Below are 16,033 nucleotides of genomic sequence, written 5' to 3' on the forward strand. Positions count from 1 at the left end.
CCCGATCCGCAACGGTTCCCCCCGGAGGAGTCCCGTGCCGACATCGCCCGCCATCCCCGACGCCCTGGAGCCGACCGCCCCGGGGGCCGCCACGGCCCCGCCCGAACTGAACGCGGAGACATGGGCACGCGTCTCCCGCCGCCTCCTCGCCAAGATGCTCGGAGAGTTCGCGTACGAGGAGATCATCCAGCCGGTCCCCCTTCCGCCCCACGGCCCGGCGGACCCGGCGGACACGGCGCACGACGGAGGCGGTGGCGGTGACGACGGAAGCGATGGTGACGACGGTGGAGACGGCGGTGGCGAGGGCGGTTCCCTGCCCGGGGCGCGGCACGCGGCGAACGGCGTCGCGGCGGGACGCGTGGCCGGGGCGCCCCCCACGGCGTACGGGCTGACGCTCGACGACGGGTCCCGGCTCGCCTTCACCGCCCGCCGCACCGCCTACGGAAGCTGGCGGGTCGACCCCGACTCCCTCACCCGCGACGGCACCCCCTTCACCGACCCGCTCGACTTCCTCGTCCGGGCCCGCCACCTCCTCCGGCTCGACGGCGCCACCCTCGGCCACCTCCTGCGCGAACTGAGCGTCACCCTCGCCGCCGACGCCCGGCTGGAACACACCGCGCTCCCCGCCGCCCGGCTCGCCGACCTCGGCCACGCCGAGCTGGAGGGCCACCAGACCGGCCACCCGTGGATCGTCTTCAACAAGGGCCGGATCGGCTTCTCCGCCGCGGACACCGCCCGGTGGGCTCCCGAGGCACGCCGGGCAGAGCCCCTCCCGTGGATCGCCGTCAGCACCGACCTCGCCGCCTACCGGGGCGTCCGCTCCCTCGCCACCCCCGAGAGCCTCTACGAACGGGAGCTGGACCCCGGGGTGCGGGACGCGTTCGCCGCCGAGCTCCGCTCCCGGGGGCTGGACCCGGCGGCGTACCTCTACCTCCCCGTACACCCCTGGCAGTGGGACGAAGTCCTCCTCCAGCTGTACGCGCCCGCCGTCGCGCGCGGCCGGATCGTGCCGCTCCCCAGCGACGGCGACCCGCGGCTGCCGCAGCAGTCCATCCGCACGTTCCTCAACGCCGGCAGGCCCGACCGGTTCAGCGTCAAGCTGCCGCTGTCGGTGCTCAACACCCTCGTCTGGCGCGGCCTGCCCACCGAGCGCACCCTGGCCGCCCCGGCCGTCACCGCCTGGGTGCACGCGCTGCGCGACGGCGACCCCTTCCTGCGCGACGAGTGCCGGGTGATCCTGCTGGGCGAGGTCGCCTCCGTCACCGTCGAGCACCCGCTGTACGACCACCTCCCCGAGGCCCCGTACCAGTACAAGGAGCTGCTCGGCGCGATCTGGCGCGAGCCCCTGCGCCTGCCGCCGGGGGAGCGCGCCCGGACGCTCGCCTCGCTCCTGCACACCGACCCGCGGGGCCGCGCCTTCACCGCCGAGCTGGTGGAGCGCTCGGGGCTGCCCGCGGAGGCGTGGCTGCGGCGGCTCTTCGCCGCCCTGCTCCCGCCGCTGCTGCACTTCCTCTACCGCTACGGCACGGTCTTCTCACCGCACGGGGAGAACGCCATCGTCGTCTTCGACGACCAGGACGTGCCGGTACGGCTGGCGATCAAGGACTTCGTGGACGACATCAACGTCAGCGCCCACGCGGTGCCCGAGCACGACTCGATGCCCCCCGGCGTCCGGGACGTGCTGCTCACCGAGGAGCCGGGCTTCCTCACCCAGTTCATCCACTCCGGCCTCTTCGTCGGGGTCTTCCGTTACCTGGCGCCGCTCTGCGAGGAGCAACTGGGAGTGCCCGAGGGGGACTTCTGGTCACTCGTACGGGCTGAAATCCTGCGGCACCAGGCGCGCTTCCCGGAGCTCAAGGACCGGTACGAGCTCTTCGACCTGCTCACGCCCCGCATCGAGCGGCTCTGCCTCAACCGCAACCGCCTGCACCTCGACGGCTACCGGGACCGGGCGCAGCGCCCGCACGCCGCCGTGCACGGCACCGTGCCCAACCCGCTCGCGGATCCGGTTGTCAGTGCGGCGCCGTAGGGTGGACGGGCTATGACGAAGCCATCCCTCCCCGAGCTCCTCCATGCCGCCGTCACCGCCGTCGGCGGCGTGGAACGGCCAGGCCAGGTCACCATGGCCGAGGCCGTCGCGCAGGCCATCGACGACGGCTCCCACCTCCTGGTCCAGGCCGGCACCGGCACCGGAAAGTCCCTGGGCTATCTGGTGCCCGCCCTGGCGCACGGGGAGCGGGTGGTGGTCGCCACCGCGACGCTCGCCCTCCAGCGCCAGCTCGTGGAGCGCGACCTGCCGCGCACGGTGGACGCGCTCCACCCCCAGCTGCGGCGCCGGCCCGAGTTCGCCATGCTCAAGGGCCGCTCCAACTACCTCTGCCTGCACCGGCTGCACGAAGGCGTCCCGCAGGAGGAGGAGGACGGCCTCTTCGACCCCTTCGAGGCGGCGGCGCCCACCAGCAAGCTGGGCCAGGACCTGCTGCGCCTGCGCGACTGGTCCGACGACACCGAGACCGGCGACCGCGACGACCTGACCCCGGGCGTCTCCGACCGCGCCTGGTCCCAGGTCTCCGTCACCTCCCGGGAGTGCCTGGGAGCGTCGAAGTGCGCCTATGGCGCCGAGTGCTTCGCCGAGGCCGCGCGGGAGCGCGCCAAGCTCGCCGACGTCGTCGTCACCAATCACGCCCTGCTCGCCATCGACGCCATCGAGGGCGCGCCGGTGCTCCCGCAGCACGAGGTCCTGATCGTGGACGAGGCCCATGAGCTGGTCTCCCGGGTGACCGGCGTCGCCACCGGCGAGCTCACCCCCGGCCAGGTCAACCGCGCGGTGCGCCGGGCGGCCAAGCTGGTGGACGAGAAGGTCGCCGACCAGCTCCAGACGGCGGCCGAGGGGTTCGAGCGGCTGATGGAGCTGGCCCTCCCGGGCCGGCTGGAGGAGATCCCCGAGGACCTCGGGTACGCGCTGATGGCGCTGCGCGACGCGGCCCGGGCGGTGATCACCGCCCTGGGCACCACCCGGGACAGGTCCGTGCAGGACGAGGACGCGGTCCGCAAGCAGGCCCGCGCCTCGGTGGAGACCGTGTACGGCGTCGCCGAGCGCATCACCCAGGGCTCCGAGTACGACGTCGTCTGGTACGAGCGGCACGACCGCTTCGGGGCGTCCCTGCGGGTGGCGCCGCTGTCGGTGTCCGGGCTGCTGCGGGAGAAGCTGTTCGCCGAGCGTTCGGTGGTCCTCACCTCCGCCACCCTGAAGCTGGGCGGGGACTTCAACGGCGTGGGGGCCTCCCTGGGCCTGCCCCCGGAGGGCACGGCGGGCGCGGCGGGCGCCGAGGACGAGGACGTGCCGGTGTGGAAGGGCATCGACGTCGGCTCGCCCTTCGACTATCCCAAGCAGGGCATCCTCTATGTCGCCCGGCATCTGGCCACCCCGGGCAGGGAGGGCAGCCGGGGCGACATGATGGACGAGCTGGCCGAGCTGGTCGAGGCCGCCGGCGGCCGGACGCTCGGGCTGTTCTCCTCGATGCGGGCGGCCCAGGCCGCCGCCGAGGAGCTGCGGGGCAGGCTGGCCAAGCCGATCCTGCTCCAGGGCGAGGACACCCTGGGCGAGCTGATCAAGACGTTCGCCAACGACCCGGAGACCTGCCTGTTCGGCACGCTGTCGCTGTGGCAGGGCGTGGACGTCCCCGGCCCGAACTGCCAGCTGGTGGTGATGGACCGCATCCCCTTCCCCCGGCCCGACGACCCGCTGATGAGCGCCCGGCAGAAGGCCGTGGAGGAGGCCGGGGGGAACGGCTTCATGGCGGTCGCGGCCACCCATGCCGCGCTGCTCATGGCCCAGGGCGCGGGCCGCCTGGTCCGCGCCACCGGCGACCGGGGCGTGGTCGCGGTCCTCGACCCCCGGCTGGCCACCGCGCGGTACGGCAGCTATCTGCGGGCGTCCCTGCCCGACTTCTGGTACACGACCGACCGCAACCAGGTGCGCCGCTCCCTCGCGGCCATCGACGCGGCGGCCACCGAAGCGGCGGCTGTCGACGCGGCGGCGAAGGCCCCCGGGCAGTAGCCGAGCCGTAGCCGGGCAGTAGCCGAGCCTTCGCCGGGCAGCAGCAGGGAGGAGCGGACGGGGCGCGGGCCGGGCTCCGCACCCGGCCGCTCCCGGGGCTTGGCGCTCCCGGGTCCGGGCTCTCCCGGCCGTGCGCTCCCGCTGTGCCGCCCCGGCCGTTCGCTCCCGGCCGTGCGCCCCCGGCCGTGCGCTCCCGCTGTGCCGCCCCGGCTGTGCGCTCCCGTGCCGTCCGATCCCGGGCCGTGCGCCCCCGGCTGAGCGCCCATGGCTCCCGGCTCCCGGCTCCGGGCATGGCAGGACCCCGGGACCGGCGCAGTGGGTCCCGGGGTCCGGTCGGAGCCGGCGCGGTGGATCACACGCGCCGCAGTACCGCCACCACCTTGCCGAGGATGGTCGCCTCGTCACCAGGGATCGGCTGGTAGGCCGCATTGTGGGGGAGCAGCCATACATGGCCGTCCTCCCGCTTGAAGCGCTTGACCGTGGCCTCTCCGTCCAGCATGGCCGCCACGATGTCGCCGTTCTCCGCGACCGGCTGGCGGCGCACGGTGACCCAGTCGCCGTCGCAGATGGCGGCCTCGATCATCGAGTCACCGACGACCTTGAGGACGAACAGCTCGCCGTCACCGACCAGCTGGCGGGGGAGGGGGAAGACGTCCTCCACCGACTCCTCGGCGAGGATGGGACCACCGGCGGCGATACGGCCGACCAGCGGGACGTACGACGCGGCGGGCTTGCCCGTGGTGTCGGTCGGCTGGGTGCTGGGCTGGTCCGACCCGCGCACCTCATAGGCCCGGGGGCGGTGGGGGTCCCGGCGCAGGAAGCCCTTGCGCTCCAGCGCCATCAGCTGGTGGGCGACCGAGGAGGTGCTGGACAGGCCGACCGCCTGGCCGATCTCCCGCATCGACGGCGGGTAGCCGCGCCGCTGCACCGAGTCCCGGATGACCTCGATGACCCGCCGCTGCCGGTCGGTGAGGCCCGAGCTGTCCGCCCGGATGCCCGGAGGTCGCCCCGGCAGCGAGCGCGCGGGCTTGGGGCCCTCCGCGCCCGTGTTCGCTTCCGTCATGCCGTGCACCGGCTCGAGACGGCCCTGGGGGCGGTCCTGAGCGGTGATGGTGGCGCTGTCTGCGGTGGTGGTCACGTCGGCGGCCCCTCTCGAATGGTCTCCCACGCTGGACAACGGTAGTTGCTTTCGAAAGGTTGCGCCAAACACACGTTCGAGTGAAAAATCGAAGTTTGGCTTACGTGTACGTGTGGCGAGGTGTATGTGCGATCACTCGCCGCCCCGCCGGGGCCCGCCCGGACGCCCCATCCGCACGCCCCGTCCGAACGCCTCCGGCGCGCTTTTGCGCCGGTGACCCGCCGCCGTGTCCCCTCACCGTAACGTCCGCGGCCCGCCGGGCGGCGCCGGGGCCCGGCCGCGCGTGGCGGACCACCCGGCGGTCCGATCCGGGCGACCTCCCGCCTGGCCCCCCGAATCCGGGCGGCCTCCGGTGCCCGGCGCCCCGGAATCCGTGGCCCCGCCGCCCTCCCGTAGGCTTCGGGCGGCCGCCCGGCGCGCCGGTGCGCGACACGCGCTGGGTGTCCAATGGGCGGACCGACACCAGATCTAGTGGTTGGATTGGCTCGGCCACCCACAAGTTGTGGTCCCGGGTCTGGCGGGGTCGTGGTCATCGCCTATGCTGGTGGCTGCTTCGTACGGCTGGGAAATCCGGGCCCGGCGAGGCTGTTCCGTCGCGCTGTGTAAGGAGGGTTGGGAGATGCACTGCCCCTTCTGCAGGCACCCCGACAGCCGTGTCGTCGACAGTCGCACCACCGACGACGGGACGGCCATCCGCCGCCGGCGCCAGTGCCCCGACTGCTCCCGCCGCTTCACCACGGTGGAGACGGCGTCGCTCATGGTGATCAAGCGCAGCGGGGTCACCGAGCCCTTCAGCCGCACCAAGGTCATCTCCGGCGTCCGCAAGGCGTGCCAGGGGCGGCCGGTCACCGAGGACGCCCTGGCCAAGCTCGGCCAGCGGGTCGAGGAGGCGGTGCGCGCCACCGGCAGCGCGGAGCTGACCACGCACGACGTCGGACTCGCCATACTCGGACCGCTGCAGGAGCTCGACCTCGTCGCGTACCTGCGCTTCGCGTCCGTGTACCGCGCGTTCGACTCGCTGGAGGACTTCGAGGCGGCCATCGCGGAGCTGCGCGAGCAGCGGCCCGGCGCGGCCGAGGGCGGGACCGCCGAGGCCACCGGGATCCCGGTGCCGGCGAACGCCGCCGACTGACCGCCGGTCCCGCGAGGGACGGCCGCCGGGCGGTGCGGGACGTGCCGCCGGACGGTGCGCCGGGTGGTCCCGGCGCGGGCGGGAAGCGCCGTCGGCCGGGCAGGACGTGCCGCCGGGGGCGTGTGAGGGGTCACGGGTGCCGTGCGGGGCGGCCCCCGCGGCGACAGCCGAAGAACGTAGAGACGTAGAGACGCAGAGACGACAGGCGAAGATCCGTGCCCCGGGAAGACCTGGGCGCGTGAGGGTGTTTTGCCCGTATATGGGAGGCGGCATGACAGAGACGGCGAGCGGCCCGGCACGTGGGTCCCGTACCAAGGGGGCCAAGGTGAACAGGGTGAACAAGGGCCTGCGGATCGAGCGCATCCACACCACCCCCGGCGTGCATCCGTACGACGAGGTCGTGTGGGAGCGCCGTGACGTCGTCATGACCAACTGGCGCGACGGCTCGGTCAACTTCGAGCAGCGCGGAGTCGAGTTCCCCGACTTCTGGTCGGTCAACGCGGTCAACATCGTCACCAGCAAGTACTTCCGGGGGGCCGTCGGCACCCCGCAGCGCGAGACCGGCCTCAAGCAGCTGATCGACCGCATCGTGAAGACCTACCGCAAGGCCGGTGAGGACTACAGCTACTTCGCCTCGCCCGCCGACGCGGAGATCTTCGAGCACGAGCTGGCGTACGCCCTCCTGCACCAGATCTTCAGCTTCAACAGCCCGGTGTGGTTCAACGTCGGGACGCCGCAGCCCCAGCAGGTTTCCGCCTGCTTCATCCTGGCCGTGGACGACTCCATGGAGTCGATCCTCAACTGGTACAAGGAAGAGGGGATGATCTTCAAGGGCGGCTCCGGCGCCGGCCTGAACCTCTCCCGCATCCGCTCCTCCAAGGAGCTGCTCTCCTCCGGCGGCAACGCCTCCGGCCCGGTCTCCTTCATGCGCGGCGCCGACGCCTCCGCCGGAACGATCAAGTCCGGTGGCGCCACCCGCCGGGCCGCCAAGATGGTCATTCTGGACGTCGACCACCCCGACATCGAGGACTTCATCGAGACCAAGGTCAAGGAGGAGGAGAAGATCCGCGCCCTGCGTGACGCGGGCTTCGACATGGACCTGGGCGGCGACGACATCACCTCCGTCCAGTACCAGAACGCCAACAACTCCGTCCGGGTCAACGACGCGTTCATGAAGGCCGTCGAGTCCGGCGGGAAGTTCGGTCTGCGGGCCCGGATGACCGGCGAGGTCATCGAGGAGGTCGAGGCGAAGGCGCTGTTCCGCAAGATGGCCGAGGCCGCCTGGGCCTGCGCCGACCCCGGCATCCAGTACGACGACACCATCAACCGCTGGCACACCTGCCCCGAGTCCGGCCGGATCAACGGCTCGAACCCGTGCAGCGAGTACATGCACCTGGACAACACCTCGTGCAACCTCGCCTCGCTGAACCTGATGAAGTTCCTCAAGGACGACGGCGAGGGCAACCAGTCGTTCGACTCGGTGCGCTTCGCCAAGGTCGTCGAGCTGGTCATCACCGCGATGGACATCTCCATCTGCTTCGCGGACTTCCCCACCCAGAAGATCGGCGAGAACACCCGCGCCTTCCGCCAGCTCGGCATCGGCTACGCCAACCTCGGCGCCCTGTTGATGGCGACCGGGCACGCGTACGACTCCGACGGCGGCCGCGCCCTCGCCGGAGCCATCACCTCGCTGATGACGGGCACCTCGTACAAGCGCTCCGCCGAGCTGGCCGCCGTCGTCGGCCCGTACGACGGCTACGCCCGCAACGCCGAGCCGCACCAGCGCGTCATGCGGCAGCACGCCGACGCCAACGCGAAGGCCGTCCGCATGGACGACCTGGACACCCCGGTCTGGGCCGCCGCCACCGAGGCGTGGCAGGACGTGATCCGCCTCGGCGAGAAGAACGGCTTCCGCAACTCCCAGGCGTCCGTCATCGCCCCCACCGGCACCATCGGCCTGGCGATGTCCTGCGACACCACCGGCCTGGAGCCGGACCTCGCGCTGGTCAAGTTCAAGAAGCTGGTCGGCGGCGGCTCCATGCAGATCGTCAACGGCACCGTCCCGCAGGCGCTGCGCCGGCTCGGCTACCAGCCGGAGCAGATCGAGGCGATCGTGGCCCACATCGCCGAGAACGGCAATGTGATCGACGCGCCCGGCCTCAAGCAGGAGCACTACGAGGTCTTCGACTGCGCCATGGGCGAGCGTTCCATCTCCGCGATGGGCCACGTCCGGATGATGGCCGCGATCCAGCCCTGGATCTCCGGCGCCCTGTCCAAGACGGTCAACATGCCGGAGTCGGCGACCGTCGAGGAGGTCGAGGAGATCTACTTCGAGGCGTGGAAGATGGGCGTCAAGGCGCTCGCCATCTACCGCGACAACTGCAAGGTCGGCCAGCCCCTCTCCGCCAAGAAGAAGGAGCAGGAGAAGACCGAGGTCACCGAGAAGGCCGAGGAGACCATCCGCGCGGCGGTCGAGAAGGTCGTCGAGTACCGCCCGGTGCGCAAGCGCCTCCCCAAGGGCCGCCCCGGCATCACCACCTCCTTCACGGTGGGCGGCGCCGAGGGGTACATGACCGCCAACTCCTACCCGGACGACGGCCTAGGCGAGGTCTTCCTGAAGATGTCCAAGCAGGGCTCGACCCTCGCGGGCATGATGGACGCCTTCTCCATCGCCGTCTCGGTCGGCCTCCAGTACGGGGTGCCGCTGGAGACGTACGTCTCGAAGTTCACCAACATGCGCTTCGAGCCGGCCGGTATGACGGACGACCCGGACGTGCGGATGGCGCAGTCGATCGTCGACTACATCTTCCGCCGCCTGGCGCTGGACTTCCTGCCGTTCGAGACCCGCTCGGCGCTCGGCATCCACTCGGCGGAGGAGCGGCAGCGCCACCTGGAGACCGGTTCGTACGAATCGGCCGACGACGACGTCGACGTGGACGTCGAGGGCCTCGCCCAGTCCGCGCCGCGCCGGCAGGAGGCCCCGAAGGCCGTCGCCTCCGCCGCACCGGCGAAGGCGGAGGCGCCCGCCCCGCAGCAGGCGCACACCTCGGCGGAGCTCGTCGAGATGCAGCTCGGCATCAGCGCCGACGCGCCGCTGTGCTTCTCCTGCGGTACGAAGATGCAGCGCGCGGGCTCGTGCTACATCTGCGAGGGCTGCGGCTCCACCAGCGGCTGCAGCTGACGTACGAGAGGTGAGGGGCGCCGGCCACGGGCCGGCGCCCCTCACCCGTACGCGTGCTGAGGCGCGCCCTTGGGGTTGCCCCGCTCAGGCGGGCATGGGCCCCGGGGCTCAGGCGTGGTCCGCGCCCATCAGGGCGGTGAACTCCTGCGGGTCGGCGTCGAAACCGCGGACCGACCGGCGCCAGGTCCAGCTCCCCGTCCCGTCGCGGAGGAACTCCACCACGGTCACCGCGGTGGCCTCCCCGAGGTCCGCGAAGTCGTAGCTGTCCAGCTCCTGGTAGCCCTCCTTCACCAGGACCAGCGCGTTGGTGATGTCACCGAACGTCCTGCGCCCGCCGCTCTGCTGTATGGCCACGCCCACCACCACGCGCGCGTAGGCGGGCGCCAGCCGGTCCAGCTCCAGGGTCATGGCCTCGTCGAAACCGAAGCCCTGGCCGGTGCGGCTGTCCCGGTTCAGGGTGATCGTCCCGTCCGGCGAGCGGCTGCCGAAGTGCACCAGGTAGGCGGGCGCGCCCTGGGGCTCCTCCGCCCGGTAGACCCCGGCGATGATGTCCAGGTCGTGGTCGGGGGCGCCCGCGGGGCTCGGATCCCATTTGAGCGTCACCTCGACCTTGCCGACCCCTTTGTTGACGCTGCTCACGGCGTACCCCTCTCTCGTGCCCCTCGTGCCCCTCTGCGGGACACGGTCAACTCCCCGTGGATCACGGCTGCTTGCCATGGTGTCACGTAGGGTCACGTCACGCAGGGTCACACGGTCAGTGCGGAATCCGGCGAGGCGGACGCTGCCGGGGCAGCTCGTCGCGGAACTCCTCGATCCTGCTGCTCACCTGACGGATGAGGTGGGTGTCCTCGATACGGTTCAGATAGAGGCAGCGGCGGGCCAGCCCCTCCAGTTCGAAGGTGAAGCAGAGCGCCATCAGCGGGTTGACGAACAGCTCACTGCCACGCGTACGGGTGGTGAAGCGGACGTCCCCGAACGACCCCCGGACGGCGGCGGCTATCGAGCCGTTGACGATGCTCGGGTGGTCGGGCGTACGGTGCTGCGCGTGCGCCACCGCGTCCAGGTACAGGGCGCCCTCGCGGGAGGCGCGCGGGACGGAGAAGGCCCCCAGGTAGGCGCCGTCCCGCTCCAGGGCGGCGATGTTCTCCAGGACCAGGCCGTGGCTGACCCCGTGGTACGCGTCGACCCCGAAGCCGATCGAGACCACGAGCCGCTCGGGCACGTCCAGCCCCGCCAGGGCGGCCACACTGGCCATGTCCTCCTCCGGGGTGCCGAGCCCCGACTCGTCGCCCCGCATGAGGATGTCGGTGCCCCCGTCGACCAGGACGACGGCGTCGATCGCGTACTGCTCGATCAGCGCCCGGTACGCGGCCCGCAACGGCTGGACGCCGACCCGGGCGAAGGCGTGCACCGTGCTGGGGTAGCCGTGCAGCGCGAGCCACTCGGCGAGGACGCGCTCCGGGAAGTACGTCTGGTGCGGCGCCGAATCGGGCGTCACCACGGCCACGTCCGGGGCGAGCCAGTCGTCCTGGGGCAGCCCCTCCACGGCGCTGAAGGCCAGGTTGGCCAGGTGCACCTCCTTGCCCTGGTGCCGCAGGGCGAGCGCCAGTGGGAGCCCGGCGTAGATGTCGAAGCCGCCGCCGGCCCCGGCGACCAGGATGCGCCGGGCCGGTTCGAGGCGGGCGAAGAGCGGGTTGGTGTCCAGCGCGATCATGTGATCATTGTGCCGGGGAGTCGGGCGGAACGGCCGGGTCCGTGCGCCGCCGGCGTACGCGTACGGCGTCGTCACGCGGACGCCGGCGTACGCGGGGGGCGGCGCCGGGCGCCGGTGCGGGCGATGTGCCGGACCTGGACCGGCGCGGGTCGGCGGCCGCATACCATGGCGCGGTGCTGGTCAAGTGGATTCGCTGCACCGTGGTGGACCGTCGTGGGTTCGAGCGGGGGCAGCGGAAGTGGGCGGGGCTGCTGGGTGAGCCGGGATTCCGGGGACAGGGGGGCGGGTGGAGCCGTAGCCGGCCGGGCGTCGCCCATGTCTTCGCCTTCTGGGAGAGCCGCCCGTTCTACGACTCGTTCATGGCGCGCTCGCACGACCGGCTGGCGGCCGCGCAGTCGGGCACGTACAAGGACATGCAGGTCAAGCTGTTCGACCACCGCTTCGACGTGAAGACCGGCTTCGAACCGCGCTTCACCGACGCCGATGTCGTCCGGGTGGCGCACAGCAGGATCCACCAGGAGCGCGTGGAGCACTACGCCCTGATGCAGGAGAAGGTCTGGAACCCGGCGATGGCCGGCTCGCCGGGCATGCTGCGCGGCCTGTTCGGCGAGGCCCCCGGCAACGAGTTCCTGGTCCTGTCCATGTGGCGGTCGGCCGCCGAGCACGGCAAGTACCGCACCGAGCGCGTCGAGCGGCTGGCCCTGCGCGCGCAGATCGAGGCCGACGTCGCGGCGCTCACCGGCGACGTCGTGGACCTGGAGACGGCCTGGACGGTCTGAGCCGCCCGCCGGGCCCCGAGGCGACCGCCGTGGCCCGGGGCGGCCGCCGCTGCCCGGCGCCGGGCGCGCGATCCGGAGGCGCGGGCGCGCGATCCGGAGGCGCCGGCCCTAGTGTCGGGTGCATGGCACGACCGCGGCGCATCGTCCTCGTACGGCACGGCGAGTCGGAGGGCAACGCCGACGACACCGTGTACGAACGCGAGCCCGACCACGCGCTGCGGCTCACCGCCCGCGGACGGCGGCAGGCCGAGGAGGCGGGCCAGCGGCTGCGCGCGCTGTTCGGCGACGAGGGGGTGAGCGCCTACATCTCGCCGTACCGCCGCACCCACGAGACCTTCCGGCTGCTCGGGCTGGACCCCGATCGCGTACGGGTGCGCGAGGAGCCCCGGCTGCGCGAGCAGGACTGGGGGAACTGGCAGGACCGGGACGACGTCCGGCTCCAGAAGGCGTACCGGGACGCCTACGGCCACTTCTTCTACCGCTTCGCCCAGGGCGAGTCGGGCGCCGACGTGTACGACCGGGTCGGGGCCTTCCTGGAGAGCCTGCACCGCAGCTTCGACGCGCCCGACCACCCGCCGAACGTGCTCCTGGTCACGCACGGCCTCACCATGCGGCTGTTCTGCATGCGCTGGTTCCACTGGACGGTGGCCGAATTCGAGTCCCTGGTCAACCCGGAGAACGGTGAAACGCGCACCCTGCTGCTCGGGGAGGACGGGCGCTACACGCTGGACCGGCCGTTCGAGCGATGGCACACCCCCGAGCCGTACGGCACCACCGGATAGAGTGGCGGTGCGATGACCGCTGACTCCTCTTCCGACCGGCGCTTCGAACGCGCCCTGGCCAGCCTGCGCGGGCTGTCCGTGGGAGACGCCCTGGGCTCCCAGTTCTTCGTACCCGCCCACTATCCCCTGCTGAAGCGGCGCGACCTGCCGCCCGGTGACTGGCAGTGGACCGACGACACCGAGATGGCCGCCTCCGTGCTGGCCGTCCTCGCCGAGCACGGCCGTATCGACCAGGACGCGCTCGCCCGCTCGTTCGCCGAGCACCACGACTTCGACCGGGGCTACGGCCCGGCCGTCAACCGGATGCTGCGCCTCATCCGGGAGGGCGGCGACTGGCGGGAACTCGCCGCCGGTCTCTTCAAGGGCCAGGGCTCCTGGGGCAACGGCGCCGCCATGCGCATCGCCCCGCTCGGCGCCTGGTACGCCGACGACCCCGAGCAGGCCACCCACCAGGCGGAGATCTCCTCGTACACCACCCACCAGCACCGGGAGGCCGTGGTGGGCTGCATGGCGGTCGCCGCCGCGGCCGCCCTCGCCGCCGACCCGGCGGGGCCGCCGACCCCGGAGGCCCTGCTCGACGGCGTCGTCGCGCTCGTGCCGCGCAGCGCCGTGGGCGCCGGGCTGCGGCGGGCCCGGGACATGCTCGACTACGGGGACGCGGCGACCGTCGCGGCCGTCCTCGGCAGCGGGCGGCGCACCAGCGCGCACGACACGGTGCCGTTCGCCCTCTGGTCGGCGGCGCGTGCCCTGGGCGACTTCGAGCGGGCCTTCTGGACGACGGCGCAGGTCGGCGGGGACGTCGACACCACGTGCGCCATCGTCGGCGGGGTGGTCGCGGCCACGGCCGCCGGCGCGCCCCCGGCCGCCTGGCTGGACCGGACGGAGACGCTGCCCGGCTGGCTGCCGAAGGGCCCGGCGGGGCGCTGAAGCGCGGGTCGGGTGCTGCGCGCTGTCGGGCGGTACAAGCCGGTGCTTCACGGGTGGGTACGTCACGGGCCGGTGTGTCACGGTCCTGCCACAGGGTGGCCGGCGGGCGGGAACCGGCCCTCTTCCGGGCTACCCTTTCGGCCACGCCGCCGCTTTGATCATGACAAGTGTGCGCTGACTTACGCCGGGCCGTACGGAACCGCTCTCCCACGGGCGCGGGCGCGACGCCCGGCCGGGAGGGGGGTCCCGTGCCAGACACACCGTCCGCCACGCCGTCACCGGAGACGCCGGAGACGCCGGAGACACCGGGCACATCAGGTGCACCGGCCACACCGGGGGCACCGGGCGTACCGGGCGCACTGGCCGCACCTGGCGCATCAGGTGCACCGGCCACACCGGGGGCATCGGTCGCACCGGGTGCACCGGCCGCACCGGGTGCACCGGCCGCACCGGGTGCACCGGCCGCACCGGGCGTACCGGCCGCACCGGGCGTACCGGGCGTACCGGGCGTACCGGCCGCACCGGGCGTATCGGAGCCGGCTGAGGCGCGGCCCACCGAGCCGCAGGACGCCGTACCGGCGGGTGGTCCATGCGGTCCCGCCCCCACGACGACCGCTCCCGCCGCCGGGCAGCCCGGCGCTCCTCAGGGGCGCGCCCGGGCGGGGGACGGGTCCGTCGCCGGGTCCGTCGCCGGGTCCGCGCGCCCGTCGCCCTTCGCGCCTCCTCCGGTACGCGGCTACAACCCGCCGCCCACGCTCGACACCTGGCTGACGCGCATACGCCCGCGCCCGCCCGCCCCGATACCGGCCGCCGCCCTGTGGTCGGCCCTCGCCACCGCCCTGCTCAGCGCGTTCCTGCTGGGTGACGGCCTCGGGCTCAACCTCCTGATCGTCGCCGTCCCGGCCACGCTCACCGCCTACTTCGCCGCGAGGGCGGCCGGCCGCAGGATCCGGCCGTGGACCGCGGTGTGGGGAGCGGGCGGGCTCGCGCTGCTGGTGGTGCCCGCGCTGCGCGACGCGGGCTGGCCCACCTTCCTGGCCGTCGTCTCCGCCCTCGGTCTCGCCTCCCTCGCCCTGCACGGGAGCCGCTCCTGGCGCGGCATCCTCCTCAGCCCCTTCGGGCTCGCCGACTCCACCGTCCCCGGCCTGATCTGGGCGTGGCGCGGACTGCGGGAGCGGGCCGGAAGCGGGCAGGGCCGCGCGGGTGCCCTGCTGCGGACGCTGGCGGTGGCCCTCGGCCTGCTGGTCGTCTTCGGCGCGCTGTTCGCGGGCGCCGACGCGGCCTTCGCCGACCTCCTCGGATCGCTCCTGCCCGATGTCTCGGTCGCGGACGGCCCGTGGCGGTTCCTGCTGTTCGCCCTGGGGCTGGTCGGCGCGATCGCCGTCGCCCGCACGGCCGCGGCGCCGCTGCGCTGGGACCGTCTGAAGGCCCGCCCCGGCCGCCCGCGCACCCGGCTGGAATGGGCGCTTCCGCTCATCGTGCTCGCCCTGCTCTTCGCGGCGTTCAACGCCGTCCAGCTCGCCGTCCTCTTCGGCGGGTACGAGAAGGTGCTGCGCCAGACCGGCCTCACCTACGCCGATTACGCGCGCCAGGGCTTCTGGCAGCTCCTCTGGGTGACCCTGCTCACCCTCGTGGTGATCGCGCTGGCCCTCCGGTGGGCGCCTCGGGGCGGACCCCGCGACCGTACGCTCGTCCGGTCGGTCCTGGGCGCCCTCTGCCTCCTCGCCCTGGTGGTCGTGGCCTCGGCGCTGCGGCGCATGGACCTGTACGTCGACGCGTACGGACTCACCCGGCTGAGGCTCTCGGTGGCCGCCGTGGAGCTGTGGCTCGGGGTCGTCCTCGTCCTGATCATGGCGGCCGGGCTGCTCGGCGCCCGCCGGCTGCCCCTGCCGCGCACCGTCGCGGTGAGCGCGGCGGCCGGGGTCCTCGCCTTCGGGCTGATCTCGCCGGACGGGTTCGTGGCGGAGCGGAACGTCCAGCGCTACGAGCGGACCGGCAAGATCGACATCTCGTACCTCGACGGCCTCTCCGCCGACGCCGCCCCCGCGCTCGACCGGCTGCCCGAGCCCCTGCGTTCCTGCGCCCTGCGGCACATCGCACGGGACCTGCGCCCGGGCGACGAGCCCTGGTACGCGGTCAGCCGGGGAGAGGTCCGCGCCCGGGAGATCCTCGACGCGCGCGGCGTCTCCGTCGGCGGCTACTCCTGCACCCCCGGACGCGAGGGGACGGACCCGTACGGCGAGCGCGACCCGTACGGCGAGGACGACCCGTACGGCGAACGCGACCCCTTCGACCAGTACGACTACTAGACGGGTGCCGC

Annotated in this window: 11 protein-coding genes; 8 read left to right on the top strand and 3 right to left on the bottom strand. The window is 73.1% G+C overall.

Annotated elements, in window-relative coordinates; genetic code table 11:
• Nucleotides 1-34 precede the first annotated feature (34 nt).
• Together ACF08D_RS00470 and ACF08D_RS00475 are read left to right on the top strand one after the other, a co-directional pair.
• Nucleotides 35-2,029: an IucA/IucC family protein gene (locus ACF08D_RS00470; RefSeq protein WP_392220138.1), complete on the top strand. Its 1,995-nt coding sequence runs from the start codon at nt 35-37 to the stop codon at nt 2,027-2,029.
• A 12-nt stretch (nt 2,030-2,041) separates the two neighbouring features.
• Nucleotides 2,042-4,060 (top strand): ATP-dependent DNA helicase, encoded by a 2,019-nt coding sequence (locus ACF08D_RS00475; protein WP_392220140.1) that lies wholly within the window; start codon nt 2,042-2,044, stop codon nt 4,058-4,060.
• 352 nt (nt 4,061-4,412) lie between these two features.
• Here ACF08D_RS00475 and lexA read toward each other — a convergent pair whose 3' ends face one another.
• Nucleotides 4,413-5,198 carry a transcriptional repressor LexA gene (gene lexA, locus ACF08D_RS00480; protein WP_392220142.1) on the bottom strand — a complete coding sequence of 262 codons (786 nt, stop codon included), beginning with the start codon at nt 5,196-5,198 and terminating at the stop codon, nt 4,413-4,415.
• Nucleotides 5,199-5,817: 619 nt separating this feature from the next.
• Here lexA and nrdR point away from each other — a divergent pair.
• Together nrdR and ACF08D_RS00490 are read left to right on the top strand one after the other, a co-directional pair.
• A complete protein-coding gene (nrdR, locus tag ACF08D_RS00485) occupies nt 5,818-6,330 on the top strand; it encodes a transcriptional regulator NrdR (protein ID WP_392220143.1) in 513 nt (170 codons plus the stop codon).
• A 271-nt stretch (nt 6,331-6,601) separates the two neighbouring features.
• Complete coding sequence (locus ACF08D_RS00490) at nt 6,602-9,511, top strand: vitamin B12-dependent ribonucleotide reductase (RefSeq protein WP_392220145.1); 2,910 nt, start codon at nt 6,602-6,604, stop codon at nt 9,509-9,511.
• Between the two features lie 108 nt (nt 9,512-9,619).
• Here the strand turns inward: ACF08D_RS00490 and ACF08D_RS00495 are convergent, their stop codons facing one another.
• Nucleotides 9,620-10,150 carry a TerD family protein gene (locus tag ACF08D_RS00495; RefSeq protein ID WP_392220147.1) on the bottom strand — a complete coding sequence of 177 codons (531 nt, stop codon included), beginning with the start codon at nt 10,148-10,150 and terminating at the stop codon, nt 9,620-9,622.
• A gap of 115 nt (nt 10,151-10,265) precedes the next feature.
• A complete protein-coding gene (locus ACF08D_RS00500; protein ID WP_392220148.1) occupies nt 10,266-11,225 on the bottom strand; it encodes a DUF1152 domain-containing protein in 960 nt (319 codons plus the stop codon).
• Between the two features lie 173 nt (nt 11,226-11,398).
• Between ACF08D_RS00500 and ACF08D_RS00505 the strand changes: the two genes are divergently transcribed.
• The 4 genes from ACF08D_RS00505 (at nt 11,399) to ACF08D_RS00520 (ending at nt 16,022) form a co-directional block, all read left to right on the top strand.
• A complete protein-coding gene (locus ACF08D_RS00505) occupies nt 11,399-12,004 on the top strand; it encodes a YdbC family protein (RefSeq protein ID WP_392220150.1) in 606 nt (201 codons plus the stop codon).
• Nucleotides 12,005-12,126: 122 nt separating this feature from the next.
• Complete coding sequence (locus tag ACF08D_RS00510) at nt 12,127-12,786, top strand: histidine phosphatase family protein (protein ID WP_392220152.1); 660 nt, start codon at nt 12,127-12,129, stop codon at nt 12,784-12,786.
• 12 nt (nt 12,787-12,798) lie between these two features.
• Nucleotides 12,799-13,713 (top strand): ADP-ribosylglycohydrolase family protein, encoded by a 915-nt coding sequence (locus tag ACF08D_RS00515; protein WP_392220154.1) that lies wholly within the window; start codon nt 12,799-12,801, stop codon nt 13,711-13,713.
• Between the two features lie 248 nt (nt 13,714-13,961).
• The gene (locus ACF08D_RS00520) at nt 13,962-16,022 is read left to right on the top strand and encodes a DUF4153 domain-containing protein (protein ID WP_392220156.1); all 2,061 of its coding nucleotides are present in this window, start codon (nt 13,962-13,964) and stop codon (nt 16,020-16,022) included.
• Nucleotides 16,023-16,033 lie beyond the last annotated feature (11 nt).

The organism is Streptomyces sp. NPDC015131, from assembly GCF_043079975.1.
Taxonomy (GTDB): Bacteria; Actinomycetota; Actinomycetes; order Streptomycetales; family Streptomycetaceae; genus Streptomyces.

What these genes read in the sequence shown, in the direction of transcription:
- ACF08D_RS00515 (WP_392220154.1), top strand. Translation starts at nt 12,799, where the DNA reads ATGACCGCTGACTCCTCTTCCGACCGGCGCTTCGAACGCGCCCTGGCC.
- ACF08D_RS00510 (WP_392220152.1), top strand. Translation starts at nt 12,127, where the DNA reads ATGGCACGACCGCGGCGCATCGTCCTCGTACGGCACGGCGAGTCGGAG.
- nrdR (WP_392220143.1), top strand. Translation starts at nt 5,818, where the DNA reads ATGCACTGCCCCTTCTGCAGGCACCCCGACAGCCGTGTCGTCGACAGT.
- ACF08D_RS00500 (WP_392220148.1), bottom strand. Translation starts at nt 11,225, where the DNA reads ATGATCGCGCTGGACACCAACCCGCTCTTCGCCCGCCTCGAACCGGCC.
- ACF08D_RS00490 (WP_392220145.1), top strand. Translation starts at nt 6,602, where the DNA reads ATGACAGAGACGGCGAGCGGCCCGGCACGTGGGTCCCGTACCAAGGGG.
- ACF08D_RS00475 (WP_392220140.1), top strand. Translation starts at nt 2,042, where the DNA reads ATGACGAAGCCATCCCTCCCCGAGCTCCTCCATGCCGCCGTCACCGCC.